Origin of the sequence: Nonomuraea sp. NPDC050310 (assembly GCF_040655795.1) — a bacterium.
Taxonomy (GTDB): Bacteria; Actinomycetota; Actinomycetes; order Streptosporangiales; family Streptosporangiaceae; genus Nonomuraea.
On record NZ_JBFAKP010000007.1, the window covers coordinates 217,217 to 241,457 of the forward strand.

Sequence of the window (24,241 nt, forward strand, 5' to 3'; positions counted from 1 at the left end):
GGGTGAGGGTCCCCTCCCTCACCCGGCCCCTTTGTGGGCAACCCTCACCCGGCCTTCCGCGACCCTTACCCGGCGCTCCGCGTCCAGGCGTGCCGGATCGTCAGGCGGCCGGTGCCCATCGCCCCGGAGATCCGGATCCTCGGCCCGCCCTCGCGCCCCGCCGTCCCGCCGCGATACCGCGGCGCCTTCAGGCCGGCGCGCAGGTCCTCGAGGTCCACGACCGCGTCGCGCGGCACGGTGATCCGGGCCCGCCCGGTGCCCAGGCGCAGCTCGATCTCGACCACGGGATGGTCGATGACCGCCCGCGACAGGTCCAGGTGCACCCGCGCGAGCGCCGACTCCACCTTGAGCACCCGCGGCACGCGCCACCTCCCGCGCCGCCGGATCCGCCCGCTGACCGCGGTGAGCGAAGCCGTCCCGTCCGGCAACGTCTCCAGCGCCGCCGCCAGCTCCCCGCGGCTCCCGGCGGTGAGCGCCCGGTCCAGCCGCTCGGTCAGCTCCTCGTGGGTCAGCAGCCCGTCGCCGTAGGCCTCCTTGAGCCGCCGCACGGCGTCGTCGCGCTCGGCTTCACCGATCCTGCTCACGCCGCCTCCACTGGGTACGCCGTACGCGGTAAAGCCAGGCTAGGCCACTGGGTACTACGTACGCAACTGAGCGACCCCCTCGGTGCTGAGCAGGACGACCACCGACTCCGGCCCGAGGCCCAGCGCCTCCCGGCGCCCGGGCCCGGCGAGGGCCGCCCGCAGTCCTGCCAGCGGCGCGGCTCCGCAAGGCCCGGCGTGCACACCGAGGGCCGCGAGGTCACGGGCGGCCCGCGCGCCGGCGGCGTCCGACACGGTGATCGCCGCGTCCAGGCCCTCGTCGAGGTACGGCCAGGCCAGGCTGGACGGCGTGCCGCAGTTCAGCCCCGCCATGGCGGTCTCGCCGGTGGCGACGGTGACCGGCCGGCCGAGGGCGAGGCTCGTGGTGACGCAGGCGGCGGTCTCCGGCTCGACCGCCAGCAGCGCGGGGGAGCGCCCGCCGGTACGGCTGCGGTAGTGGGTGATGACGGCCTGGGCCAGGGAGCCGACGCCCACCGGGACCACCACCAGGTCGGGACCTCCGGCACCCGCGGCGGCCACCTGGTCGTCCACCTCGGCGCAGAGCGTGGAGTAGCCCTCGACGATCCACCCCGGCACCTGCTCGTACCCCGGCCAGGCGGTGTCCTGGATGAGGAGCGCGCCGGGCTGCTCGGCGGCCCGGGCGGCTTGCCGTACCGCCTCGTCGTAGGGGCCGGGGACCTCGGTGATCCGGGCCTGCTCGGCGGCGATGGCGGCCACCGCTTCCGGGGACACGCCGGCCGGGACGAAGACGTGCGCGTGCTGGCCCAGCAGGCGGGCCACGTGGGCGACGGCACGGCCGTGGTTGCCGTCGGTGGCGGTGACCAGGGTGGCCGGCGGGCCGGTCCGTCCCGCCAGGGCGCGGTGGATCGCCCAGGAGGCGCCGAGCGCCTTGAAGGCGGGCAGGCCCAGGCGGTCGGACTCGTCCTTGACGAACAGCCGGCCGACGCCCAGTTCCTCGGCCAGCGCCGGGAGCTCGGGCAGCGGGGTCGGGTGGTAGCCGGGCAGGGTGGCGTGGAAGGCGCGGGCCTCGGGCGGGGCGGGCGGGCAGGTCCACGTGCGGGCGGCGGGTCGGGTGACCCAGTCAGTCGTCACCGGTCCAGGCTGCCGCCGAGGGCTAGCATCGGTCCAGCGGATGTATCCGACATGTACCCATCGGAAAGGCCGACCGATGTACGACCTGCACCGGCTGCGGCTGCTGCGTGAGCTCAAGCACCGGGGGACGATGGCGGCCGTCGCCGCCGCGCTCTCCTACGCGCCGTCCACGGTGTCCGAGCAGCTCGCTCAGCTCGAGGCCGAGGTCGGGGTCCCGCTGCTGGAGCCGGCCGGGCGGCGGGTACGGCTGACCGGGCCGGCCGAGATCCTGGTCGCGCACACCGAGGCCATCCTGGCGCGGCTGGAGCGGGCCGAGGCGGAGGTGGCCGGGTCATCGGCCGAGCTGACCGGGACCCTGCGGGTGGCCGCCTTCCAGACCGCCGCGCTCGCCCTGCTCCCGGCCGCGCTGGCCTGGCTGCGGGCGCGGCACCCCGGGCTGCGGGTGCACCTGCGGGAACTGGAGCCGGAGCAGGCGTTGCCCGCGTTGCTGGCGCGGGACTTCGACCTGGCGGTGGGGGAGGAGTACCCCGGCCTGCCCGACGCCCGCCCCGCCGGCCTCGCCCGCGAGGACCTCCTCGACGACCCCATCCACCTCGCCACACCGCCGGCCCACCGTGGCGGGGCCTTGCGTGATCTGGCCGGCCAGGTGTGGGCGATGGAGCCGGAGGGGACGGCCGCGCGGCAGTGGGCTACGGCGCGTTGCCGGGCGGCCGGGTTCGAGCCCGACGTCCGGTTCGAGACCGCCGACCTGCTGCTGCACGTGCGGCTGGTGGAGCAGGGGCTGGCCGCCGCCTTCCTGCCGGACCTCGTCTGGAACGGCCGCCCGCCGACGGTCCCGCTCCGTCCGCTGCCCGGTGGCGAGGGGGTGCGCCGCCTGTTCACCGTCGTACGGCGGGGCCGCAGCGGCCACCCGGCCGTCCGCGCCTGCCGCGAGGCCCTCCGCCAGGCGGGACGCGCCAGTCCGGCCCGGTAGCCGGGCCCGAGGCGCAGGCGGCTCAGAGGAGGCGGTAGCCCACGCCCGGTGTGGTGGTGATGATCGCCGGGGGTCCGAGCTTGCGGCGCAGCCGGCTGACGGTGACCGTGACGGTGTTGGTGAGGGGGTCGGCGAACTCGTCCCACACCTGTTCGAGCAGGTCCTCCGCGCTGAGGAAGCCCGGGCTGGCCCGCAGCAGCGCCTCCAGCACGGCGAACTCCTTGACCGACAGGTCGAGCTGCCGGCCGTCGCGGGTGACCGTACGCCGGAGGGGGTCGAGCTCGACCCCGGCCACCCGCAGCACCCGGCCACGGGCGGCGGGCCGGCGGCGGGCCAGGGCCCGGACGCGGAGCACCAGTTCGGGGAAGTGGAAGGGCTTCGCGAGGTAGTCGTCGGCACCCAGGGTGAGGCCGCTGACCCGGTCGCCGGGCGCGCCGGCGGCGGTGAGCATCAGCACCATGACCCGCTCGTCCCGGCTGGTGATCATCTCGCAGAGGGTGTCGCCGTGCAGGCCGGGCAGGTCACGGTCGAGGACGACGACGTCGTAGGGGGCCAGGTCGAGCTTGGCGGCGGCGGTGAGGCCGTCGAGCGCGACGTCGACGGCCATGCCCTGGTCGCGCAGCCCTTCGGCGATGACCTCGGCCAGGGCTCGGGCGTCCTCGACGACGAGCACTCTCACAGCGTGACCTCCACGCGCAGGCCGCCCTCGGGGCGGGCGGTCAGGTTGAGCCGGCCGCCGTGCGCGGAGGTGATGGCGGCGACGATCGACAGGCCCAGGCCGCTGCCATCGCTGTTGACCCGGTCGGTGCCGAGGCGCTGGAACGGGTGGCCGAGGCGGGCGACCTGCGCCGGGTCGAGCCGCGGGCCGTCGTTCTCCACGACCAGGGCGCGGAGGCGCAGCTCGGCCCGGATGGAGCCGCCGGGCCGGTTGTGCCGCACGGCGTTGTCGATCACGTTGCCGACGAGCTGCGCGAGCAAGGTCGGGCTGCCCTGCACCAGCCCGTCTCCGAGCTGATCATCCGGCGTGGTGACGTGCACGGTCAGGGCGCGGTCGGCGATGGCGGCGGAGCGCTCGGCCAGGGCCTCGGCCAGCAGGTCGGCCAGGCTGACCGGGACCCGGTCGGGCAGCGCGCCGCGCTGGTGTTGCGTACGGGCCAGGGTCAGCAGGCCGTCGAGCAGCCGGTCCACCTGGTCGAGCTCGGTGCGCAGCCGGTCGGCCAGCAGCAGCGTCTGAGGCGGCGGCGGCTCCGGTTTGGCGGTGGCGACGTCGATCGAGGCCCGCATGGTGGCCAGCGGGGTTCGCAGCTCGTGCGAGGCGTTGGCCACGAACCGGCGCTGCGCGGCGAACGCGCCTTCCAGGCGTTCCAGCAGGTTGTCGATGGTGTCGGCCAGGTCCTTGACCTCGTCGGCCGGCCCGTCCACCGCGAGCCGCTCGTGCAGGTTGTCGGCCGAGATCCGGCGCGTGCCGGCGGTGAGGGTACGCAGCGGGCGCAGCACCCGCCCGGCCGCGATCCGGCCCAGCCCGACCGACGCCACGGACATCACCAGCAGCGCCACCCCAGCGCCGACGACGAGCTGGCGGGTCTGGCCCTCGCGCAGCTCCGAGACCTCCGTCTCCAACTGCTCGATGCGCTGCTGGGCCGCCGAGGCGGGCTGGACGCCGGCCGGCACGCTGTGGCTGATCCGGGTCGGCCCGAGCACCAGCACGAACAGGACGAGCAGCAGGCCCAGCCCGGACAGCACGAACAGCCCGCCCAGCAGGAGCGTGAACCGCAGCCTGACACCCAGCCTTCTCATGCACCCCAGCATGCCGTCCCCGGCCTAACACCGATGTGACAAGGTTCGTTCGGCCGGTGTAACCCGCTGGGCCCTACAACTGCGGCCATGATGACTTTCGCCGAGCTCACCGGCGCGCAGTGGGCCGGGTTCCGGCGCTCGCGCGGCCTGGTGGCCGGGCTGGCCGTGGCCATGTTGATCCCCCTGGCGCTGGGCCTGCTGTTCGCCGCGGGCAGCCGGTCGAGCTGCACGCAGGGCGCCGTCGTCGACGGGCCGTGCCCGCCGCCGCCGCTGGGGCCGGGCGGGGAGGCGGTCGAGGACCGCTTCTTCTTCGTGCACCGCTCCCTGGACGGCGACGGGACGATCACCGCGCGCGTCGGCCCGATGACCGGCCGGATCAAGGAGCCGCCCCCGCCGGGCGACCCGGTCGGGCCGCCGCCGGTGCCCGGCGTCGCCCCCTGGTCGCAGGCCGGGCTGATGATCAAGTCCGAGGTACGGCAGGGCGCGCCGTACGTCGCCGTGCTGACCGCCCACGGGCACGGCGTGCGCATGCAGTACGACTTCACCGGCGACCTGGCCGGCAGCGCGGCGCAGGGCCCGCGCTGGCTGCGGCTCACCCGGGCGGGCGAGACGATCACCGGCTACGAGTCCGGCGACGGCCGCCGGTGGAGCGAGATCGGCCGCGCCCGCCTGGCGGGTCCGGCCAGGATCGGCCTGTTCGCCGCCTCCCCGGGCGCGCTGACCGTCGAGGGGCTCGGCGCCGCCCAGCGCTTCAGCGAGGCCACCGCGACCTTCGACCGGATCGGCGTGACCGGCGCGAGCTCGGGCTGGCGGCAGGACGACGTGGGCGTCGTCTTCGAGCAGGACGGGGTGACTCCCCACCACCCCGGCGGCCTCGTGCGGTCGGGCGACACGATGACGCTGACCGGGGTCGGCGCGATCGGGCCGGTCACCGCGGGGGTGCGCCTGGAGCACCTGCTCACCGGGCTGCCGCTCGGGCTGCTGGCCCTGGTCGTGGTCGGTTCGCTGTTCGGCGCGAGCCGTACCCGGCCGGGTGAGGAAGAGGCCGGAGGCCGCGTGGTGGCGGCCAAGGCGGTGGTCGCCGCCGGGGCCGGGTTCGCCGGCGGGCTGGTCGTCGCGGCGGTGGCGTTGCTGGCGGGGGAGCCGATCCTGCGGGCCGGTGGCAACCATCCGCTGCCGGTCTCGCCGCTCACCGAGGTGCGGGTCATCGTGGGGGTCGCCGTGTTCTGGGCCGTGGTGGCGGCCCTGGCCGTGGGGGTGGCGGCGCTGGTCCGGCGTCGGGTGGTCGCGATCGGCGTGACCGCGTTGCTCGTGGTGGTGCCCGCGCTGGCGGCGGTGGCGGTGCCGGGCGGCGTGGCGGGCTGGCTGCACGCGCTCACGCCGGCCGCGGGGTACGCGGTGACACAGACCATCCCGGCCTACCCGCAGGTGGCGGGCCATTACGTGCCCGCCACCGGGTTCTATCCGCTGCCGTTCTGGGCGGGGCTGGCCGTGGCCTGCGGCTACGCCGTACTGGCTCTCCTGCTGGCCGTACGGCGAGCGGAACGCGCCACCGCCGTCCCGGCCTAGCCCCGCCGGGCGGCGTCGGCGGCGAGCAGGGCCGCGCCGAGCTGGACGGCGACCAGGGACCGGAGCGGGATCGGCGTGGAGACCGCCGCCTCCTCCGCCTCGGCGAACCACTCGTCGAACCGCGCCCCGAGCCGCGCCCGCTCGGCCCGGATGGCCGGCGTCCGGTTTCCCGCCCCGATCTCGGCGTCCAGCATCCGCAGGTAGGTCCCGCAGTAGCGCAGCCGCATGCTGTGCACGACCTGCTCGTTGCCGACCACCTCGGCCACCGTCGCGGGCCGGTCGGCGTCCGGGAAGTCCTCCCACGCGTCGATGAACTCGTCGTGCGTGCCGACGAAGTCCTCCAGCGACCGCCGGAAGGGCGAGTGGATCGTCAGATCGGCCCGCACCGCGGCGAGCGAGGCCGCCAGCTCGCCGATCAGGGCGCGCTGCCCCTTCAGGAAGGCCTGGATGTCGTCGGCGTAGCGCCGGTCGGTCGGCGTCTGGTCGGCCACCCGCTCGTCGGCCCAGTAGGGCAGCTCGGTGACCAGGTGCAGGGCGTCGAACCGGTCGGCGTAGTCGACGCTGCCGCCGCCGACGCCGAAGACGGGACCGAGGTGCACGCCTCGCGGCGTCTCGTAGGCGGCAGGCCCGATCGCGACCGCGCTCGGCACCTCGGGCGGCCCGAGGTGCAGCGGCAGCCCCTCGGCCGTGGCGAGCGCGGCCAGCCGCTCGGCCAGCTCGCGGTCGGGCCGGCTGAGGTAGTAGAAGGCGCCCTGCAGCTCGCCGTTGTGCAGGGAGTAGACGAAGGCCGGCTTGGTCTCGTCCATCAGCCGCATCAGCGCCTCGGTCTCCGGCAGCGTCCGGTCGAAGAAGTAGCCGGGACCGGTGAGCGGGAAGGTCCACTCGACCTGGTCGGCCTCGCACGGCCGGTAGAAGTGCTCGGCGTAGGCCCGCCGGTCGCTGGGCCGGCCGTACCAGCCCTCGTTGAGCCGGGCGCCGTCCGGGTCGGCGCAGGGGATGAGGTGCCAGCGGTAGCCGAACCCCTCGCGCAGCTCGGCGTCCTCGACGAGCAGGCGCAGCAGGGCGCTGACGGTGAGCGCGCCGATCGGCTCGTTGGGGTGGGGGCCGCCGATGATCACGGCGTCGTCCGGTCCTGAGCCGATGCTCGCCACCCGCAGCGGCTCGCCCAGCCGCGAGGTGCCGATGCGGCGCAGCCGTACCAGATCGGGGTGGGCGGCGGCGAGCTCGTCGAGCTCGGCGTGCATCTGGTCGACGGTCGGGAACGCGGTGTAGCCGGGCACCCGGCTCAGGAAGGGGGCGACGTCCATCTTCGGCCTCCGAAAGATAATCTGGATTATTCTAATAATTCAGATTATCGTTACGGCATGCGGTTGACGAGAGCGGAGAGCAAGGCGGCCAACAGGCGGGCGCTGGTCGAGGCGGCCCGCGAGGTGGTCGGCCGGGACGGCTCCAAGGCGAAGCTGGAGGACATCGCCGAGCTCGCCGGGCTGACCACCGGCGCGATCTACTCGCTCTTCGGCGGCAAGACCGACCTCATGGTCGCGATGGTCGAGGACTACGCCGGGCCGGTCGAGCTGCGCCCGGCCGAGGCCGGCGAGTTCGGCACGAGCCTGGAGGAGGCCGTGGCCGAGGTCGCCCGGCGCTTCCTGCGCGTCTCGGACGATCCCGAGGCGGCCGGGAAGATGATGTTGTTCGAGACCCGCGTCCTCGACCTCGTGCTCAACGACGCCGGCCTGCTCGCCCGGCTCACCGCCTCGATCCGATCGACCGAGGTCGACCTGGCCGCGCTCTTCGCCGGCCGCGAGCACGACGGGGCCGCCCTCACCGGCGCGCAGGCGCTGCGCCTGGCCAGAGCGCTGAAAGCACTGTTGTCCGGCCTCGGCCAGGGCGTCGTGCTCGGCGCCCACGAGCCGGACGAGAGCTTCTTCGTCGACACCGCCCTGGCCCTGATCACACCGAGGGTGCTCGGCCCCGCCTAGCACCCGGCCGAGGGTTCGGGGGGACCGCGCGGCCATTGTCACCCCACCCCGAAAGGCACGACCATGCCCAGATCCGGTTTCGGCGTCATCGGCGCGCCGGTCATGTTCATCGGCGTCCTCCAGACCATGGAGATGACGCTCTCGCCCGCGCTCCCGCTCATCCAGCGCGAGCTGGGCGCCTCGCCCGGCGCGCTGGCGTGGATCTTCACCGGGTCGCTGATCAGCTCGGCGATCAGCACCCCGATCATCGGGCGGCTGGCCGACCTGTACGACAAGCGCCGGCTGATGCTCACGCTGATGGCGGTCAGCGGCGCCGGGTTGCTCCTGTCCGCGCTGGCGCCCGATGTCCTGACCCTCATCGTGGGCATGGCCGTCGAGGGCGTCTGGCTCGGCATGCTGCCGCTGACCGTCGGCCTGTTCCGCGACACCCTCCCGCCCGAGCGGGCGGCCACCGGCAACGGCCTGGTCATCGGCGTCGCCGCGCTGGCCAGCGCGCTCGGCCTGGTGCTCGCCGGGCCGATCAGCTCGGCCCTCGGCTACCGGGCGCTGTTCCTGCTGGCCCTCGCGGGCGGGGCGGCGGCCTGGGTCTGGGCCTGGTTCGCGGTCCCGGCCACCACCCGCGCGGCCGGTGAGGCGCACGGCCGCGGAGCGCGGGTGGACTGGCTGGGCGGGCTGCTGCTCGGCGGCGGCCTGGCACTGCTCATGCTGGCCCTGACCGTCGCCCCGGCCTGGGGCTGGAGCGCTCCGGGCACGCTCGCCCTGTTCGCCGCCGCGCTCGGGACGCTGGGCGTGTGGGCCGTCGTCGAGCTGCGGCTGCCCGACCCGCTGGTGGACCTGCGGCTGCTGGCCGCCCGCACCCCGGCGGCGGTGACCGCGATGGGCGCGGTGTTCGGCTTCGCCTCCTTCGGGCTCGTGGTCGCCCTGCCGATGATGCTGGCCGCCCCCGTCGAGACCGGCTACGGCCTGGGCGCCGACACCCTGTGGATCGGCCTCTACCTGTTCCCGATGGGCGTCACGGGCACGCTGGCCGCACCGCTGGTCGGGCCGCTGACCCGGCTGCTCGGACGGCGGGCCGTCCTCGCGCTGAGCAGCGCGCTCGTCTGCGGCGGCACCGCGATGCTCGCCTACTGGCACGACAGCCCGTGGCAGATCGTCACCGGGGTGGCGATCATGGGACTGGGCGCCGCGGTCGGCCTGACCGCCGGGCTCAACGCCGTGGCGAGCGACGTGCCCGGCGAGCGCGCGGCCGGCGTCAGCGGCGTCGTCTTCGTCGCCAAGAGCGTCGGCGGCACCTTCGGGGCGCAGCTCGGCGCCATGGTGCTCGCCTCCGGCGCGGTCGGCGGCCTGCCCACCGAGGCCGCCTTCGTCGACACCTACCTGCTGTCGGCCGCCATCGGCCTGCTGGCCGTCGTGGCCGCCTTCGCCGTCCCCGCCGCAGTGCGCAGCGCCCAAACGGCGGGCGCGGCTTCTGCCTCCGCGACAAAGCCGGGGCCCGTCCCGGGTGACACCCTGTGAACGCCAGCGAGCGAGAGGAGCAACCGGTGCGGGTCTACATCTCCATCGACATGGAGGGCGTGGCGGGCATCGCCACCATGGATCAGGTCGTGCGCGGCGGGCACGGATACCCCCGCTCGCAGCGGCTGATGACCGCCGAGGCCAACGCCGCGATCGAGGGCGCCTTCGCGGCCGGCGCGGACAGCGTGCTGGTCAACGACAGCCACGGCACCATGGACAACCTCCTGCACGAGGAGCTCGACCCGCGCGCCCGGCTCATCTTCGGCACGCCCAAGCTCGACTGCATGGCCGAGGGCGTCGCCGCCGAGCACGACGTGGCCATGTTCCTCGGCTACCACGCCGCGGCCGGCTCGCCCGGCGTGCTCGCCCACACCTTCTCCTCGCACTTCTACGAGGTCCGGCTGAACGGCGCCCTGGTCTCCGAGGCGGAGGTCAACGCCTTGCAGGCCGCCGCCGTCGGCGTGCCCATCGGGCTGCTGACCGGCGACGACGTGATCTGCGGCGTCGCGGAGAAGGTCTTCCCCGGCGTCCGAACGGTGCCCGTCAAGATCGCACACGGCCACACCGCCGCCGACAGCCTCTCCCCGTCCGAGGCGGCCCGGCAGATCCGCGAGGCCGCCGCCGAGACGGTTCGCTCGGCCGGCGAGCTGACGCCGCTGGAGCTGCCGGAGGTGCTCGAACTGGAGATCGACATGCCCAGCACGCCCGCCGCCGAGTTCGGCGCGCAGATCCCCGGGGTACGCCGCATCGCCGACAAGACGCTGGCCGCTACCTTCACCAACCCGCGCGACCTGCTCGGCTGCGTCACGGTCTGCTACCACCTGGCCGCCGACGCCATGATCAGCCGCATGGCGCTGTACGGCAAGCGGTGATCGACGTGGAGCTCGTGGAGCAAGCACTCGACGCCCTGGACCTGCGCCCGGACGGTCCCGGACTGGCGGTCGGCGTCTACTCCGGCGGCCAGGCCCTGCACACCTCGACCCGAGGGGCGGCGACCGTCGAGTTCGGCGTCCCGATCGACGCGCACACCCGCTTCGACATCGCCTCCATCAGCAAGCAGTTCACCGCCACCTGCCTGCTGCTGCTGGCCGCCGACGGCAAGGTGCGGCTGTCCGACGACGTCCGGACGCACCTGCCCGAGCTGCGGCTGGAGGTCCCGGTCACGCTCGGCCAGTGCCTGCGGCACACCGGCGGGCTGCCCGAGTGGTACGCCCTGCACGCGGTGACCGGCGTCCCGCTGCGCGGGCTCGACGAGGACCGGCTGCTGCGGCTGCTGGCCGGCATCCGCCGGACCCTGTTCGAGCCGGGCAGCGCCTTCTCCTACTCCAACACCGGCTACATCCTCGCCGCCGCGGTGATCCGGCGGGCCGGCGGGCTGTCGCTGGCCGCCTTCGCCCGGGAGCGGCTGCTCGGGCCGCTCGGCATGGACGACTCGGTCTTCCGTGACGACGCCTCCCTTCCGCTGCCGCGGCTGGCCTTCGGCTACACCGGCGAGGGACGCCGGGCCGACACCGAGGAGAGCGCGGTGGGTGACGGCGGGCTGGTCACCAGCGTCGCCGACCTCGCGCCGTGGTTCGGCTTCCTGGCCGACGGGCGGGTGCTGGGGAGCGAGGTCCGCGAGGCGTTGCTGGAGCGCACGGTGCTGGCGGACGGCACTGTGCTGCCGTACGCGCAGGGGATCTGCCACCTCGACGCCCAGGGCCTGCGCGGGTACGGCCATGCCGGCGGCATGCCGGGATACGTGAGCAACCTGGTCCACCTGCCGGACTCCGGCCTGGGCGTGGCGGTCCTGACCAACCACAGCGGCCTGGACCCGGTCGGGCTCAGCCTGAGCCTGGCCCGCACCCTCGGCGCTCCGTCCGTCCCCAGCCCCGCCTCGCGCCCGGTCGCCTCCCCGGCCCCCGTGCGGCGGGCGGACCTGGTCGGGCACTGGCGCGACCCGCAGACCGAGGCGACGCTCAGCATCGAGGCCGCCCCGGACGACGCGATCTCCGTGACCGGTCCGGGCGAGCTGACGCTCACCGCGGGCGACGACGGCCGCTGGCACGAGACCGGCGTGGCCGTGGGCGCCTGGCTGACGCTGGAGGACGGCCGGCTCCTGCTCGGGGACGACCGCTCCATCCGGTGGCCGACCGCGTTCGTGCCCTGCGACCCGCCGGGCTCCGGGACGCCGCCGGAGGGCGTGTGGCTCAACGACGAGTTCGGCGTGCTGGCCGTCCTGCGGAAGGGGGAACTGCGGGTGGGGCTGACCTACGCCGCCCCGGTCGCCCCGGCACCGGCCGGGGCCTGGCGGGCGGGCGCCTTCAGCTTCCGCGTCGCGGACTCGGGCGACCTGCTGCTCGACGGGCCCGGCCTGCGCGGGCTGCGCTTCGCCGTACAGCCCGAGGACACGGTGGCCGTCGGCATCCCGCCCGGCCTCACCTGACGCCGAGGGCGTGGTCAGGAGGGCAGCGGGCTGACGTGGTGCGCCTGGTGCAGCCAGTGACCGTCGCGGTGCACCAGCACGTCGGTGGCCAGCCCGGCCATGACGAACGGCGTGCCCTGGTGCACGCCGCTCTCGTGCCAGGAGTACGAGCAGACCGCCACCTCCCCGTGCCGGCGCACCTCCAGCTCGGAAACCGTCCACTCGTCGATGCGGGCGCCGGCGAAGAACGCCTCCGCCTCGGCCAGCAACGCCTCCCGGCCCAGCGACCGCCCGGCCGGGCCGCCGCTGGACAGGTAGTCGGGCAGCGTGAGGGCGGCGAGCGCGGCCGGGTCGCGGTCCTGCATGGCCTGCCACCAGGCGTCCACGGCGGCGGTGGGTGTCGTGCTCATGACGGCTCCTCTGTGGTGGGAAGGGCGGTCCCGCGCAGGTGATCGGCGGGGTGGCTGCGGCGGGTGACGGCCAGGCGCTCCCACTCCATCGGGCAGGCCGGGGCCACCTCGGCGACGCCCAGATCCGCCAGGGCTTCGATGAGGACCTGGCGGCGGTGGGCGGAGAAGGTGAGCACGTGCGCGACCACGCCGCCCAGGGTGAAGCTCTGCGGCGGCTCGCACAGGGCGTCGACGAAGGCGTCGTTCCAGGCGTCGCGGGCGCGGATGCCGTGCACCAGCGTGCGGAACCCCTCCCCGGCGACACCCCACCGGCGGCGCAGGCCGTCGAGGGAACGGTCGGCGCCGTCGGGCAGCTCGCGGCCGGCGATGGCGGCGGTCCAGACCTCCTTGGTCCAGACCAGGCGGTCGAGCATCAGGCGGACGGTGGGCTCGGGACCGTCGAAGGGCAGGACCTCGTGGCCGGGCCGTACCTCCCGGTCGAGAAGGTGGTCCGGGAGGCGACCGGCGTCCTCCAGCAGCCGGCCGGTCAGCCACAGGTCGTGGTCGAGCAGGCGATCGGTCAGGTCCATGGTCGTTCCCGTCGCTGCGCCGGTCACGAAGAGGCCGGCGGGTGGATGGAAGTGGATCCCGTTCGGCGCGGGCAGCCGGAAGTCGCCCGGCTCGGCGGCGAACGTGCTCGGGCTGGCGCCGTAAGCGCGGCGGAAGGCCCGGGAGAACGCCTCGGTCGAGCCGTAGCCGGCCTCGAACCCGGCGTCGGTGACGCGGTGACGGCCGATCAGCCGCCACGCCGCCCGCTCCAGCAGCAGCCGGCGGCGGAAGGCGCCCGGCGCCTCGCCGAGCCCGGCCGCGACCAGCCGGTCGAAGTGGAACCGGCTCAGGTAGGCCCGGCCGGCCAGCCGGCCGCCGTCGAGGTGGTCGTCGAGGCTCTCGACGACCACCTCGATCAGGTGCCGCAACCGGTCGGGGCTCGCCTTGTCCATGCCTCCGATTGTGGTCAAGGGGGCCGCGCCGGCGCTTGACCGTGTTTGCGGTCCTGGCCCGGTACGGCACGCGTCAACCGGCCACGAGGGCCGGGCCGAAGGCGGTGCCGAGCAGGTAGGCGAGGTTGAACAGGCCCATCGCGGCCGGGCGGTCCTTCTCCGGTACGGCGGCGCGGGCGCGACCGGCCAGCACGCCCTGTCCCGAGGCGGCGGCCACCGAGGCCAGCCCCTGGGCGACCAGCAGGGCGGGCGGGGCAGTGCCAAGCAGGGCGACGACGGTCGCGGTGGCCGCCAGGCCGGCGAGCAGCGCGGCGGAGAGCGCGAACGGCAGCCGTTCGGTCCACGCGACCACGCCGTAGGAGGCGAGGCCGCCGAAGAGCAACGGCCATGTCATCGCCAGCCCGACCGCCGTGCCGCTCCACCCCGTTCCGGCGGCCAGCGGTCCCGGGAGCGCGTAGAGCAGGCCGAAGTTGACCACGCCGAGCCCGAAGGCCAGCCCGGAGGCGGCCAGGAACCGCGGCACGCGGATCACCGTCACCGGCACGAACCCGTCCGGCCTCGTCCGCAGCCGCAGCGCCAGGAGCAGCGCCGCCAGCACCGCCGCCCCGCCGGCCAGGTGCCAGGCGTGCGGCACGAACACCAGGGCCGTGACCAGCCCGGTCAGCGCCACCGCCCCACCGGGATCGAACCGCCCGCCGTACCCCTGCACCCCTGGGGAGGGGGGACGGGACGGTGAGGTGGCGGGGGTGCGGCGGAGGGCGAGCGGGAGGACGGCGAGGCTGAGGACGGGCAGCGCGAGCGCGGCCCGCCAGCCGAGCAGCCCGGCGACGAGTTCCCCGGCCAGCGGCGCGGTCGCCCCCACGGTCGCCAGCGAGGCGGTCACCAGGCCGAGCGCGCGGGGCGACCCGGCCAGGCTCATCGCGATCGTGGTGAACCCCGCACTCCCGAGCCCCTGCAACGCCCCGCCGACGAGCAGCGACCCCAGCCCGGGCGCGGTCACCGTCACCAGCCCCCCGCCCAGCACGAGCCCGCCGGCGACCAGGAGCCCCGCACGCTCGCCGTACCGGTTCTGCACCCCGGCCAGCAGCGGCGTGCCCACCGCGATGGCCCACCCGAAGGTGGTGACCACCCAGGTCACCACGCCCAGCGTGAGGCCCAGCGCCCCGGCCGCCTGCGGCAGCACCAGCGGCGGCGCGGCCATGCCGAGCGCCATCGGGGCCGCCAGCAACGCCAGCACGACGGCGGGCACCCGCCCCGGAGCCCGGGTGGTGAGCGTCACGAGCCCTCCAGAGTCGGGTAGTCGGTGTACCCCCGGTGGTCGCCGCCGTAGAAGGTGCCCGGATCGGCCGCCGTGTACGGCCCGCCGGCCTCGATGCGCGTGGGCAGGTCGGGGTTGGCCAGCCAGAGCTGCCCGAAGGAGATCGCGTCGGCCAGCCCGGAGCGCAGCGCCTCCTCCCCGTCCCGCACGGTCGACGGCACCCCGGGCGTGTGCGGATGCGGGTTGAGGATGAGCGTGCCCGGCCACCCGGCGCGGAGCATCCGGGTGATGTCGCGCGTGCCCTGCTCGGAGACGTGCAGGTAGGCCAGGCCGAAGCCGGACAGGGCCGCCGCCAGCTCGCGGTAGAGGACGGCGGTGTCGCTCTCGTCCATGCCGTTGTAGGTGATCCCGGGGGAGATGCGCAGGCCGGTGCGCGCCGGGCCGACGGCGTCGCTGACCGCGCGCACCACCTCGACCGCGAACCGGATGCGCCCCTCGACCGAGCCGCCGTAGGCGTCGGTGCGGCGGTTGGTGTTGTCCGACAGGAACTGGTGGACCAGGTAGCCGCTCGCCCCGTGCACCTCGACGCCGTCGAACCCGGCGGCCATCGCGTACCGGGCGGCGGCGGCGAACTCCTCGACCGCCCGATCGATGTCGTCCATGGTCATCTCGCGCGGCGTGGGATGCTCCACCATGCCTTCGGGCGTGTAGAGGCTCTCGCCGGAGGCGATGGCCGACGGGCCCAGCGGGAGCTGGTCGCCCGGGTACAGGCACGGGTGGCCGATCCGGCCGGAGTGCATGAGCTGGGCGAACATCCGGCCGCCGCGGCGGTGCACCTCGTCGGTGACCCGCCGCCAGGCCACCGCCTGCTCGGCGGAGTGCAGGCCGGGGGTGTCGAGGTAGCCCTGGCCGATCACGCACGGCTGGGTGCCCTCGCCGATGATCAGCCCGGCTCCGGCGCGCTGGCCGTAGTACTCGGCGGTCAGCTCGTCCACCAGGCCGGCGCGGGCGCGGCTGCGGGTCATGGGGGCCATGACGAGGCGGTTGGGCAGGTCGAGGTGGCCCAGGGTGACTGGTTTGAGAAGCTCGCTCACGGCTGCGGGCGCCTTTCGTGTCGTCGGTCGTTTGCGCAGGTCCGACGCTACGAATCCGGGGATACGGGGCGAATCGGTAATGTTTCCGTATCTACCTACGGGGGGCGGAACGGGTTGTTGTACGGCAGGCGGGCCGAACGGGCCGAGATCCGCGCCCTCGTCGAGGCCGCCCGCGAGGGCCGCAGCGGCGGGCTGGTCGTGCGGGGCGAGGCCGGGATCGGCAAGTCGGCGCTGCTGCGCTGGGCCGCCGGGCAGGCTGAGGAACTGGGCGTGCGCACCCTGCCGGTCGTCGGGGTCGAGGCCGAGGCCGACCTGGGCTTCGGCGGGCTCGTCCAGGTGCTCTGGCCCCTCCAGGACCGCCTCGCCACCCTCCCGCCCGCCCAGGCCACCGCCCTCCACACCATCCTCTCCCCGGGCCTCTCCCCGGGCCTCTCCCCGGGCCTCTCCCTGGGCCTCTCCCCGGGCCTCTCCCCGGGCCTCTCCCCGGGCGGCTCCCCGTCGTTCGGTGCCCCGACCGGCGCGGAGCCCTCTGCCCGGCTGGCCGGGAGCGGGGTGCAGGACCGGTTCCTGATCGGCCTGGCCGTCCTCACCCTGCTGGCCGAGGCCGCCGAGGACGGCCCGCTGCTGTGCCTGGTGGACGACGCGCACTGGCTCGACCAGGCCTCCGCCGACGCCCTGCTGTTCGCCGCCCGCCGGCTCTCCGCCGAGGGCGTCGCGCTGCTGTTCGCCGCCCGCGAGGAGGGCTTCCCCGCCGCCGGCCTGCCCGAACTGCGCCCCGCCCGGCTCAGCCCCGAGGACGCCGCCGCCCTGCTGGCCGGCCACAACCTCGCCCCCGCCGCCCGCGACCAGGTCGTCGCCGAAGCCGCCGGCAACCCGCTGGCGCTGCTGGAGTTCGCCGCCGCCCAGCGCCCCTACCACTCGGCCGCCGGCCCGATGCCCGTCCCCGACCGCGTGCTGGCCACCTTCCGCTCCCGCATCGGCGCCCTCCCGGAGCGGACCCGCCTGATGATGCTCACCGTCGCCGCCGAAGGCCGCGGCCACCTGCCGACGCTGCTCGGCGGGGCCGCCGCGCTCGGCGTGGGCCTGGAGGACCTCGGCGAGGCGGAGAAGGCGGGCCTGCTCGACATCACCGCCAACGTCGTCGCCTTCCGCCATCCGCTGATCGCCACCGCCACCTACCAGGGCGCGCCGCTGGCCCGCCGGGTCGCCGTCCACCGCGCGCTGGCCGAGGTGGCGAGTGACGCCGACTGCCGGGCCCGGCACCTGGCCGCCGCGACCACCTCGGTGGACGGGCCGGTCGCCGACGAGATCGCCCGCGCCGCCGTACGGGCTCGGGGGCGGACCGCCTACGCCGCCGCCTCCGGGCTGTTCGAGCAGGCCGCCCGGCTCAGCCCCGAGCCGCGCGCCCGGGCGGAGCGCCTCGGGGAGGCGGCCTGGCTGGCGCTCTCCGTCGGCCAGGCCGGGCGGGCCTCGGCCCTGGTCGACGAGGCCGAGCGCCTGCTGCCCGGCGGGGACGCGCCGGTGACGCTGGCGACCGTACGGGCCGCGGTCGAGTTCGAGACCGGCGAGCGGCGGCTGGCCGCCCGCGCGCTGGCCGAGCGGTCGGCGTTCGCGCCGCCCGAGCAGGCCGCGGTGCTGCTCCGGGCGAGCGCCGGTTACGGCTGGTTCCACGGCGACCGCGAGGCCATCCTGGGCGCCGCGCACCGGCTGGCCGAGCTGGGGCTGCCCGATCCCATGGTGCTCGGCCTGGCCGCCCTGGTCGAGGAGGACTACACCCGCGGCCTGCCCCTGCTGGCCGGCTTCGCGGCCCACCCCCGTGCCCCGCACCCCGGAACCGAGACCGTGGGGCCGCTGGGGAGGCAGGCGGGAAGCGCGGCGGTGGCAGGGCTGGAGGCCGGGGCCGAGACCGGGGCTGCGGCCGAGGTCGCGGGCCGGCTGGAGCAGGGGACCGGAGGGCTGACCATCTCCTGGGCCACCCTCTGCGCGATGATCCTCGGCGCCGACGCGACCGCCGCCGCCCTGGCCGAGGCCGACGTGGCACGGTGCCGCCGGCACGGCCTGGTCGGCGCGCTCCCGCAGGCCCTCCAGGACCTGGCCGGCGTGCTGATCGCCGCGGGCCGCCACCGCGAGGCCGAGCAGGCCGTCGAGGAGGCGGTACGGCTGGCCGCCGACACCGGCCTCGACCGGCGCATCCCGCACCTCCACTCGGTGCTCACCCGGGTCGCCGCCATCGAGGGCGACCAGGAGCGCTGCGAGCGCCTGGCCAGCGGCGCGCCCGATACCGGCGGCCTGGCCGGCGCCGCCGCGCTCAGCCTGCTCGACCTGGGCCTGGGCCGCTACGCCGCCGCACTCGACCGGCTGGAGGCCGCCGCCCGCGGCCCGCTCCGGCACGCCGCCGGCCTGCTCGCCGCCGCAGCCGACCAGGTCGAGGCCGCGGTACGGCTCGGCGAGCCGTACCGTGCCGCGGAGCCCGCCGCCCGGCTGGCCGCCTGGGCGAAGGCGGGCGGCGAACCCTGGACCCAGGCCCTGAGCAGCCGCTGCCAGGCCCTGCTGACCGGCGACGAGGCCGCCTACCTGCACGCCCTCGACGCGCACGCCCGCGCCGAGCGGCCCTTCGAGCAGGCCCGCACCGAACTCCTCTACGGCGAATGGCTGCGCCGCGCCAAGCGCCGCACCGACGCCCGGACGCGCCTGCGCTCGGCGCTGGCCGTCTTCGAGCGGCTCCACGCCGCCCCCTGGGCCGGCCGCGCCCGCGCCGAACTCCTCGCCGCCGGCGACACGGTCCCGCAGCCCGAGCCGGCCGCCGCCCCCCTGCTCGACCGCCTCACCGCCCAGGAGGCCCACGTCGTACGGCTGGCCGCCGAGGGCGGCTCCAGCCGGGAGATCGCCGCCCAGCTCTTCCTCAGCCCCCGCACCGTCGAGCACCACCTCTACCGGGCCTTCCGCAAGCTCGGCATCCGCACCCGCCGCGACCTCGCCCGCCTGAACCTCACCTGACCCCCGGCCGGCTCCCGGTCAGGACAGCCCGAACCGCCGCGCGAAGGCGCTCATCTCGGCATGCTGCTCCGCCGGGTCCGCCGAGAACGGGCTGACCACGATCCGGGTCACCCCCTGCGCGGCGAAGGCGGCCACCCGCTCGGCGCTCATGTCGATCGACCCCCACCGCGTGTACTCCAGCGCCCCCGGATCACGCCCCGCCTCCACCGCGGCCTTCCGGGCGAGCTCCCACTGCGCCGCCCGCTCCTCCGCGGTGAGCGACCCGCCCGGGAAGTACCCGTCCCCGAGCCGCCCAGCCCGCCGCGCCGCGGCCCGGCTCGACCCGCCCACGTGCACGGGCAACCCCGCGGCCTCATGAGGCTTGGGATAGCTGGTCAGCCGGTCGAACCCGAAGAACTCCCCGGCGAAGCTGACCCCCGTCTCGTCCCCGGCCCACAACAGCCGCAGCACCTCGATCGCCTCGTCGGCCCGCCGCCCCCGGCTGCCGAAGTCGACGCCCATCGCCTCCGCCTCGCCCGGCAGCGTGCCCAGGCCCACGGTCAGCAGCCGCATCCGCCCCCCGGACAGCACGTCGATCGTCGCCAGCCGCTTCGCCAGCACCACCGGGTGGTGGTACGGCAGCAGCAAAACCGCCGTCCCCAGCAGAAGGCGCCGCGTGGCCGCCGCCACGAACGCCAGGCAGTCCAGCGGGTCCGGGTACGGCAACGCCGGCGGGAACTCGAACCCGCCCAGCGCCGCCCCCGGATAGAGCACCACGTGCTCCGGCAGGTACATCCCCTCGAAGCCGCACTCCTCGGCCTGCCGCGCGAACGCCACGAGCCGGTCGGGATCCAGCCCGGCCGCCGTGGAGTAGCTGATCGCGAACCTCATCGTCACCCCTGTCGTCGCCCTTCGCGCCGACGCTACAACCCTGCCACCGGCGTCAGGGCAACTCCTTCGGCCCGGCCAGCACCCGCACCGGCGCCCCGGCCAGGAAGGCGTCGATGTCGGCCACCGCCTCGCCGAAGTAGGTCCGGTAGTTGCCCAGCGTCACGTAGCCCAGATGCGGCGTGGCCAGCACCGTCGGCAACGTGCGGAACGGGTGGCCGGGCGGCAGCGGCTCCTCGTCGAAGACGTCCAGGCCCGCGCCGGCGATGGTGCCCGCGCGCAGCGCCTCGACCAGCGCGTCTTGGTCCACGAGGGCGGAGCGCGAGGTGTTGACCAGGTACGCCGTCGGCCGCATCAGCGCCAGCTCGGCCGCGCCCAGCAGCCCCCGCGTGCCCTCGCCCACCACCAGGTGCAGCGAGACCACGTCCGCCTCGCGCAGCAGCGCCTCCTTGGACGGCGCCAGCCGTACCCCCGCGGCCTCGGCCCGCTCGGCGGTCAGGTTCGGGCTCCAGCCGACCACGTCCATGCCGAACGCCCGGCCGACGCACGCCACCTGCGAGCCGATCTTGCCCACGCCCAGCAGCCCGAGGACCGCGCCGTTCAGGTCCAGGCCGACCGTCTGCTGCCACGGGCCGTCCGAACGCATCGCCGCCGTCTCCGGCAGCAGGCCGCGGGCCAGGCCGAGGATCAGCGCCCAGGTCAGCTCGGCCGGCGGGGTGGCGGAACTCCCGGTGCCGCACACCGTCACGCCGTGCGCGGCGGCGGCCTTCAGGTCGATCGAGGCGTTGCGCATCCCGGAGGTGATCAGCAGCCGCAGCGCCGGCAGCCGCTCGAAGAGCTCGGCCGGGAAGGGGGTGCGCTCGCGCATCGCGACCACGATCTCGCAGTCGCCGATCGCCTCGGCCAGCTCGCCGATCGAGGCGAAGCGCTCGCGGTAGCTGCGTGCCTCCACCGCCGACCAGTCCGCCAGGCTCAGGGCGACGCCCTGGTAGTCATCCAGAATCGCGCATCTCATCATGCCCAGCACGCTAGCGCCCACCCGGTTGTGGGTGGATGCGGCCCGGCTGATGGAGTGGCTCAGCCGATCGCCGCCAGGGCCCGGTCGGCCACCTTGTCGATCATCGCCTGGACGGTCGCGTTGTCGATCGGCTTGCCGTCCCGCACCCGCCGCCCCGGCACGTTCGCGCCGCTGGCCGTGATGGTGACGATCACGTTCCCCTTGCGCAGGACCGCCTTGCCCTCGCCCCGGCCGGCCTCGGCGACCTTGTACACGTAGAAGACGTAGTAGCCCTCGTCGTAGTCCTGGCCCTCCTTGACCGTGCCGACCTGCTTGATCGTGCCCTTCACCGCCGGCGCGCCGCCGAACACGCTCGGCTGGCGGTAGTCGCTGGTCCGCATCCGGTCGTAGGCCAGCTTCGCCTCGCGCTCGGTGCCCTCCGTGCGCAGGAGCCCCGACTCGTAGGTGATCTTCAGGTCCCTGAAGCGGTACGGCGGAGCCGTCCCGGGCTCGTTCGACCACTTGCAGGCCACGTCGTATTGGTCCTTGACCGCCTTCCGCAGGCCGACACTCGCCCTGGTCCGCGCATCCAGCACCGCGCACGGCGACTTGGGCAACTTGTGGCCGCTCTCCTCCTTGGGCGCCGCAACCGCCGACTCCGCGGGCCGGGGCGACTTCTCCGCCTCACCGGCCCCCTGCCCTTTGCCGCCGCCCTGCTGCTCACCACCGGCCGCCGTCCCCCCGACCCCCGGGATCACCCCGCACCCAGCCAGCACCCCCGCGACCGCCACCACACCGAGCGCCCCACGCCACGTCATCCGTAACCCCCTCAACCACACCCGTACCAGCCCAGTACCGTACCCCGCCCACCCCCGCCTGCGGACCCACCGCCTGACCCGCCGCAGGCCCACCGGCCGACCCGGGTACGGGCCCGCCGACTGACCGGCCTCCACCATCCGGGGGCCGCCCCCACCTCCTCCCCGGCCACCGCCCCCAGGCGTGCCATCAGCCACGGACCGTTCCCGCCACCTCGGCGGCCTCAGCCACAGCTCCCCGTCAACCTGATGACCTCAGCCGCAGCCCCCCGTCCACCCTGATGGCCTCAGCTACAGCTCCCCGTGAACCTGATGACCTCGGCCGCAGCCCCCATCCACCACCCTGATTGCCTCAGCCACGGCTTCCCGTCCACCCTGATGGCCTCAGCCACGGTCGGCGGGACGGTGGAGGACGGCGCGGAGCGAGCGGGGTGGCTGGGGCCGTAAGGGGCGCGGCGCGGAGGCAGGTGGGCGGCGGTCAGGGGCGGAGGGCGCGGGGACGAGCCGGGGAGGCGGGGTTGGCGGACGAGCCGGGGTGAGAAGAGGAGCCGGGGTGAGAAGACGAACTGGGGTGAGGGGCGGAACCGGCATGAGTGGCGGATCCAGGGTGAGGGGCTGGGGCGGGGAGGCGGACCTCGACGGTGGTGCCGCGGCCGGGCTCGCCGGTGACCAGGCAAAGCCCGCCCAGCTCAGCCGTACGTTCCCGCATGGACACCAGCCCCACCCCCGACCGCCGCCCAGGTGGGAGCCCGACGCCGTCGTCGGCGATCACCAGCCGCACCGCATCAGCCTCCCGGCGCAGCTCGATCACCACCCGCCGCGCCCGGGCGTGCCGGCGGACGTTGGTCAGCGCCTCCTGCGCGATCCGATACACCGCCACCTCGACCGCGGCGGGCAGATCGGTCAGATCCCCCTCGGTGCGCAGCTCGGTGACCGGGTCGTCCGGTCCGGCGAGCGCGTGCACGGCGGCGGCCAGTCCGAGCTCGTCGAGCGCGGGCGGACGCAGGCCGTACACAAGCTGCTGAAGGTCACCGGTGACCGCGTCCATGCCGGTACGCAGCTCGTTGAGCAGCCCGTCGGCGGTTTCGGGCGAGGCCTTGAGGTTGATCCGGGCGATGTTGACGATCATCGCCAGGCCGCTGAGCGTCTGGCCGAGCCCGTCGTGCAGGTCCCGGCGCAGCCGCCGCCGTTCCTCCTCCCGGGCGGCCAGGATCCGCTCGCGGGAGCGCTGCAGGTCGGCGGCCATCCGCACGGCGTGCGCCACGTCCGCCGCGTAGGGCACCAGCGTCGCCAGCACCCGCTCGTCGTGCGCGACGGGGAACCGGCGCGCCGCGGGCGGCCCGACGAGGAGCCGCCCCACGCGCTCGCCGTGCCAGACCAGCGGCACCTCCCGCGGCCGTTCCCCGACCTGGCCGCTGCGCGTGGCGGCCAGGCTGACCACCGGCTCCGCGCCTGTGACCTCCACGGCCACCCCTTGAACGGCGAGGCCCTCGCGCAGGACGCCGACCACCGAGGCCAGGGCCTGGGCCGGGTCGCCCTGCCGCATCTCGCGGATGAGCCGCTCGGCCAGCACCCGCGGATCGCCCACCGGCCCGTACAGCAGGCGGTCGGCGGCCCGCTGCAGCGTCCGGCGCAACGGCTGGAAGAACGCCCCGGTCAGCAGCGCCGAGACCACCCCGGCGATCTGGTCGTACCCGGACACCAGCAGGCTCGACAGCGCCGCGACCCCGAAGTAGACCCCGCCGACCACGGCCAGCAGCCCGGCCGCGACGAAGGTCCGGCTGATGACGGTGTCGATCCCGTACAGCCGGTACCGCATGACCGACACGACCAGCGAGACCGGGATGAGTCCGGCCCACACGATCGACAGCCAGGTCAGCCCGGGCGCGGCGATGCCCACCAGCATGAGCACGATGTAGCCGGCGAACATGAACAGCGGCCAGCCGATCTGCCGCCGCACCACCGGATCGGCCCGCCGGAACCGCACCAGCAGCGACAACGCCGCCAGCGGCAGCGTCACGAGGATGCCCGCCCACGCCACCGCCCAGATCGCGGTGTCGTAGGGCGCGAGCGCCGGGATCTGCAGCGGGTTGGGGATCACCGCGGGCAGCGGATACCCCTGGTAGGGCGGGTCGGGCCGGACGAACTGCCGCAACGTCTCGACCGCGATCGACACCGCGCCCAGCCACACCACCACCCGCCAGCGCCGCGAGGGCAGCCTGCTGTCGGGGGAGTACAGGGGCAGCAACATCTCCAGTGTCAGCGTGGCGATCGCCCAGCCGATCACCGTCGGCAGCTTCAGCGCCCCGGCCAGCATGAGCTCCCCGCCGGCCGCCGCGGCGAGCATCGTCGCCTGGCCGAACTCGAACAGGCCGCCGCCGAGCCCGCCCGCGGCCATCAGCCAGGCCAGCCGCAATCGGGGCCGGTGCCAGATCAGGAAGGCGGCGAAGACCGGAAAGGTCAGGCCGGCCGCGCGCAGCGGGGTGGCCAGGGTGGGCAGGGTCCACTCCGAGGGGAGGCCGGCCAGGATCACCACGCCCGCGATGACCAGCGCGGGCGAGACCACGGCCAGGACGGCGGCGACCGCTCGGGGTGCCCACGCCATCCTGTTCCCGCCCTCCGGCTCCGTTCCTGCCTGACCCTAGTGTGCCTGGCGAACGGCACAAAAGGTGCATCTGCCCGGCAAGGGCGCGCTGATACCGCACGACCGAAAAAGAAGTGCCCGACGACGCGCGGGCCTGAGGATTCGCCCGGCGGTTTCCGGGCAGAGGCAGCGGTCGCCGGCTCGGGGCAAGGACAACGCCGGCGGGTCAGGGAAACAAGGACTTTCGGCCCTGGCGGCCGGCGGCGACGCCTGGTCACCATGGAGGGTCGAGAGGCTGGCACCTGGAG

The 24,241-nt window shown here is 75.2% G+C and carries 20 protein-coding genes; 7 read left to right on the forward strand and 13 right to left on the reverse strand.

Annotated features, from left to right (window positions below; translation table 11 throughout):
* Positions 1-65: 65 nt before the first annotated feature.
* Positions 66-584, reverse strand: coding sequence for a DUF1707 domain-containing protein (locus AB0I67_RS19985; protein WP_357925425.1), 519 nt, complete (start codon positions 582-584; stop codon positions 66-68).
* Between the two features lie 54 nt (positions 585-638).
* The gene (locus AB0I67_RS19990) at positions 639-1,694 is read right to left on the reverse strand and encodes a pyridoxal-phosphate dependent enzyme (protein ID WP_357925428.1); all 1,056 of its coding nucleotides are present in this window, start codon (positions 1,692-1,694) and stop codon (positions 639-641) included.
* A gap of 76 nt (positions 1,695-1,770) precedes the next feature.
* On the opposite strand from AB0I67_RS19990, the gene AB0I67_RS19995 reads away from it, so the two are divergent.
* Complete coding sequence (locus tag AB0I67_RS19995) at positions 1,771-2,667, forward strand: LysR family transcriptional regulator (RefSeq protein WP_357925431.1); 897 nt, start codon at positions 1,771-1,773, stop codon at positions 2,665-2,667.
* 22 nt (positions 2,668-2,689) lie between these two features.
* On the opposite strand, the gene AB0I67_RS20000 is transcribed toward AB0I67_RS19995, so the two are convergent.
* The gene (locus AB0I67_RS20000) at positions 2,690-3,346 is read right to left on the reverse strand and encodes a response regulator transcription factor (RefSeq protein WP_357925432.1); all 657 of its coding nucleotides are present in this window, start codon (positions 3,344-3,346) and stop codon (positions 2,690-2,692) included.
* Positions 3,343-4,464, reverse strand: a complete 1,122-nt coding sequence (locus tag AB0I67_RS20005; protein ID WP_357925433.1) for a HAMP domain-containing sensor histidine kinase — start codon at positions 4,462-4,464, stop codon at positions 3,343-3,345. The genes AB0I67_RS20000 and AB0I67_RS20005 overlap by 4 nt, the downstream gene beginning before the upstream one ends.
* Positions 4,465-4,551: 87 nt before the next feature.
* Between AB0I67_RS20005 and AB0I67_RS20010 the strand changes: the two genes are divergently transcribed.
* The gene (locus AB0I67_RS20010) at positions 4,552-6,033 is read left to right on the forward strand and encodes a hypothetical protein (RefSeq protein ID WP_357925435.1); all 1,482 of its coding nucleotides are present in this window, start codon (positions 4,552-4,554) and stop codon (positions 6,031-6,033) included.
* Here AB0I67_RS20010 and AB0I67_RS20015 read toward each other — a convergent pair.
* Positions 6,030-7,340, reverse strand: coding sequence for a M14 family zinc carboxypeptidase (locus AB0I67_RS20015; protein WP_357925438.1), 1,311 nt, complete (start codon positions 7,338-7,340; stop codon positions 6,030-6,032). The genes AB0I67_RS20010 and AB0I67_RS20015 overlap by 4 nt on opposite strands.
* Positions 7,341-7,397: 57 nt before the next feature.
* Between AB0I67_RS20015 and AB0I67_RS20020 the strand changes: the two genes are divergently transcribed.
* From AB0I67_RS20020 to AB0I67_RS20035, 4 genes are all read left to right on the forward strand, one after another.
* The gene (locus AB0I67_RS20020; RefSeq protein WP_357925441.1) at positions 7,398-8,012 is read left to right on the forward strand and encodes a TetR/AcrR family transcriptional regulator; all 615 of its coding nucleotides are present in this window, start codon (positions 7,398-7,400) and stop codon (positions 8,010-8,012) included.
* Positions 8,013-8,075: 63 nt separating this feature from the next.
* Complete coding sequence (locus tag AB0I67_RS20025) at positions 8,076-9,527, forward strand: MFS transporter (protein ID WP_357925444.1); 1,452 nt, start codon at positions 8,076-8,078, stop codon at positions 9,525-9,527.
* A gap of 26 nt (positions 9,528-9,553) precedes the next feature.
* Complete coding sequence (locus AB0I67_RS20030) at positions 9,554-10,399, forward strand: M55 family metallopeptidase (RefSeq protein ID WP_357925447.1); 846 nt, start codon at positions 9,554-9,556, stop codon at positions 10,397-10,399.
* Positions 10,400-10,404: 5 nt separating this feature from the next.
* Positions 10,405-11,952: a serine hydrolase domain-containing protein gene (locus AB0I67_RS20035; RefSeq protein WP_357925450.1), complete on the forward strand. Its 1,548-nt coding sequence runs from the start codon at positions 10,405-10,407 to the stop codon at positions 11,950-11,952.
* Positions 11,953-11,966: 14 nt separating this feature from the next.
* On the opposite strand, the gene AB0I67_RS20040 is transcribed toward AB0I67_RS20035, so the two are convergent.
* The 4 genes from AB0I67_RS20040 to AB0I67_RS20055 all read right to left on the reverse strand — a co-directional run bounded on the left by AB0I67_RS20040 (position 11,967) and on the right by AB0I67_RS20055 (position 15,673).
* Complete coding sequence (locus tag AB0I67_RS20040) at positions 11,967-12,341, reverse strand: nuclear transport factor 2 family protein (RefSeq protein WP_357925453.1); 375 nt, start codon at positions 12,339-12,341, stop codon at positions 11,967-11,969.
* The gene (locus AB0I67_RS20045) at positions 12,338-13,321 is read right to left on the reverse strand and encodes an AraC family transcriptional regulator (RefSeq protein WP_357925455.1); all 984 of its coding nucleotides are present in this window, start codon (positions 13,319-13,321) and stop codon (positions 12,338-12,340) included. The genes AB0I67_RS20040 and AB0I67_RS20045 overlap by 4 nt, the downstream gene beginning before the upstream one ends.
* Positions 13,322-13,394: 73 nt before the next feature.
* Complete coding sequence (locus AB0I67_RS20050) at positions 13,395-14,600, reverse strand: MFS transporter (protein WP_357925456.1); 1,206 nt, start codon at positions 14,598-14,600, stop codon at positions 13,395-13,397.
* A complete protein-coding gene (locus tag AB0I67_RS20055; protein WP_357925459.1) occupies positions 14,597-15,673 on the reverse strand; it encodes an alkene reductase in 1,077 nt (358 codons plus the stop codon). The genes AB0I67_RS20050 and AB0I67_RS20055 overlap by 4 nt, the downstream gene beginning before the upstream one ends.
* 117 nt (positions 15,674-15,790) lie before the next feature.
* Here AB0I67_RS20055 and AB0I67_RS20060 point away from each other — a divergent pair, with 117 nt between their 5' ends.
* Complete coding sequence (locus AB0I67_RS20060) at positions 15,791-18,670, forward strand: AAA family ATPase (RefSeq protein ID WP_357925462.1); 2,880 nt, start codon at positions 15,791-15,793, stop codon at positions 18,668-18,670.
* Positions 18,671-18,688: 18 nt separating this feature from the next.
* Here AB0I67_RS20060 and AB0I67_RS20065 read toward each other — a convergent pair whose 3' ends face one another.
* The 4 genes from AB0I67_RS20065 to AB0I67_RS20080 form a co-directional block, all read right to left on the reverse strand.
* Positions 18,689-19,540: a TIGR03619 family F420-dependent LLM class oxidoreductase gene (locus AB0I67_RS20065; RefSeq protein WP_357925463.1), complete on the reverse strand. Its 852-nt coding sequence runs from the start codon at positions 19,538-19,540 to the stop codon at positions 18,689-18,691.
* Between the two features lie 52 nt (positions 19,541-19,592).
* Positions 19,593-20,555 (reverse strand): D-2-hydroxyacid dehydrogenase family protein, encoded by a 963-nt coding sequence (locus AB0I67_RS20070; RefSeq protein WP_357925465.1) that lies wholly within the window; start codon positions 20,553-20,555, stop codon positions 19,593-19,595.
* 59 nt (positions 20,556-20,614) lie between these two features.
* Positions 20,615-21,352 (reverse strand): hypothetical protein, encoded by a 738-nt coding sequence (locus AB0I67_RS20075; protein WP_357925467.1) that lies wholly within the window; start codon positions 21,350-21,352, stop codon positions 20,615-20,617.
* A gap of 475 nt (positions 21,353-21,827) precedes the next feature.
* Positions 21,828-23,954, reverse strand: a complete 2,127-nt coding sequence (locus AB0I67_RS20080) for a histidine kinase (RefSeq protein WP_357925470.1) — start codon at positions 23,952-23,954, stop codon at positions 21,828-21,830.
* Positions 23,955-24,241: the final 287 nt, after the last annotated feature.